General features: G+C 75.1%; 3 protein-coding genes. 1 reads left to right on the top strand and 2 read right to left on the bottom strand.

Annotated elements, in window-relative coordinates; genetic code table 11:
- Nucleotide 1: 1 nt before the first annotated feature.
- Nucleotides 2-715 carry a sugar phosphate isomerase/epimerase gene (locus GTW43_RS26905; RefSeq protein WP_161304557.1) on the top strand — a complete coding sequence of 238 codons (714 nt, stop codon included), beginning with the start codon at nucleotides 2-4 and terminating at the stop codon, nucleotides 713-715.
- On the opposite strand, the gene GTW43_RS26900 is transcribed toward GTW43_RS26905, so the two are convergent.
- Nucleotides 709-1,269 carry a GNAT family N-acetyltransferase gene (locus GTW43_RS26900; protein WP_161304558.1) on the bottom strand — a complete coding sequence of 187 codons (561 nt, stop codon included), beginning with the start codon at nucleotides 1,267-1,269 and terminating at the stop codon, nucleotides 709-711. The two genes, GTW43_RS26905 and GTW43_RS26900, sit on opposite strands and share 7 nt — an antisense overlap.
- A gap of 20 nt (nucleotides 1,270-1,289) precedes the next feature.
- The coding region (locus tag GTW43_RS26895) for an XRE family transcriptional regulator (RefSeq protein ID WP_161304556.1) at nucleotides 1,290-1,818 on the bottom strand (529 nt) is incomplete at its 5' end.

Genomic DNA, 1,818 nt, shown 5'->3' with positions numbered 1-1,818 from the left:
GATGCGCGACGTGCTGGCGCAGGACTTCGCCGGCACGGTGGCCCGGCTGGCGGAGATCGGGTACGCCACGGTCGGCGTGAGCGGCCGGCACGGGTACTCGGCGGCGGACATCCGCGGCATGCTCGACGCCGTCGGCCTGCGGTCCGTTCTGGAACACATCCCGTACCCGACGCTGACCGGCAGCGGTCTCGGGCAGGCGCTGGAGGACCTGCACACGCTGGGCGCGCAGTGGCCCGTGGTGCCGAGCCTGCCCGGTGAGATGCACACCCCGGACGGGTTCCGGGAGGCGGCGCGGTCGTTCAACCGGATCGGCGCCGCCTCGCGCGAGGCGGGCCTCGGCCCGGTCCTGTTCCACAACCACGGCTCGGACCACGTGGTGGTGGACGGGGAGAGCCTGTACGACATCCTGCTGCGGGAGACCGACCCGCATCTGGTCGCGTTCGAACTGGACGTGTACTGGGCGACGAAGGGCGGCGCCGGACCGGCCGCGTACTTCACGGACCATCCGCGCCGCTTCCCCGCGCTGCACGTCAAGGACATGGCGCCCGACGGCGACTTCGCCGACGTCGGGTCGGGCACGCTCGACTTCCCGGCCATGTTCGCGCACGCGCACCGGGGCGGTGTGCGGCAGTGGCTGGTCGAGCACGACACCCCGCAGGACCCGTTCGCGACGGCCCGCAACAGCTACCGGTATCTGGCGGCGCTGCGCTACTGAGCTCCGCCGCCGACAGCGGCCGCACCGGCGGCGGAAGGCAGGGGGTCCTGTGCTCCGAGGCGCTTGTAGTAGAGCGTCGTGGGGCGCAGGGCCCCCGCCGGGTCCGTGGCGTAGTCCGGGATCTGTCCGGCGCGCGTCCAGCCGGCCCGCCGGTACAGCTGTTCCGCCGCGCTGTCCGTCTCGGTGTCGAGGACGAGCAGCGTGATGCCTGCCCGCCGTGCGTCGCGCTCGGCCTCGGACAGGAGGCGGCGGCCGAGTCCACCGCCGCGGGCCGTGCGGCCCACCATGAGCTTGGCGATCTCGGCGCGGTGCCGCCCGTTGGGCAGGGCGGTGAAGGCCAGGGAGACGGTGCCGACGCAGCGGCCCGCCGCGTCCAGGGCGACCCGCACGGTGAGTTCGCCGCGCGCGACGGCACCGGCGCGCGAGCACCACCAGTCGGCCGCCTCGCCGGGTGTCAGGCCCTGCCGGAAGCCGAGCGAGGCGCCGCCCGCGACGGTGTCGGCGAGGAGCTCGCCGAGCGCGCCGGTGTGCGCGGCGAACTCCTCGGGCGCCAGCGCGCGCGTCGTGCACCCGGTCACGGCAGCACCACCACGAGCGCGTACCGGGCGGCCTCGGGCCCCGGGCAGTGGAAGTGGGTCGGGCCCCACAGCCGGAAGCGCAGGCAGTCCCCCGCCTCCAGGCGGTGGACGACGCCCTGGACGGTGAGGTCGAGGCGGCCGTCGAGCACCCAGACGTGCTGTTCGAGTCCGGGTACGGGCGGCCGGTCGTAGGCGATGTCGGCGTACGGTTCGAGAGCGCCCTCGACGAGTTCGGCGCGCAGCCCGGCCAGCGGAGGGGACACGGAGCGGCGCACGAACCCGGACGAGGCGTCCTGCCACACGGGCTGGTCGGCGGCGCGCACGACCTGCGCGGGGGCGGACTCGACCTCGCTCAGGAGCTGGGACATGGTCCGCCCGTAGACCGCGCACAGCCGGTTGAGCAGGGCGGCCGTGGGGCTGATCTCGGCGCGCTCGGCCCGGGACAGGGTGGAGCGGCTGACCCCGCTGCGGTCGGCCAGGTCGCCGAGGGACCAGCCGTGCTCGGCCCGCAGCTCGGCGAGCCGG

The organism is Streptomyces sp. SID5785 (assembly GCF_009870065.1).
GTDB lineage: Bacteria > Actinomycetota > Actinomycetes > Streptomycetales > Streptomycetaceae > Streptomyces.
This window is presented reverse-complemented; position numbering and strand designations above follow the sequence as displayed.

What these genes read in the sequence shown, in the direction of transcription:
- GTW43_RS26905 (WP_161304557.1), top strand. Translation starts at nt 2, where the DNA reads ATGCGCGACGTGCTGGCGCAGGACTTCGCCGGCACGGTGGCCCGGCTG.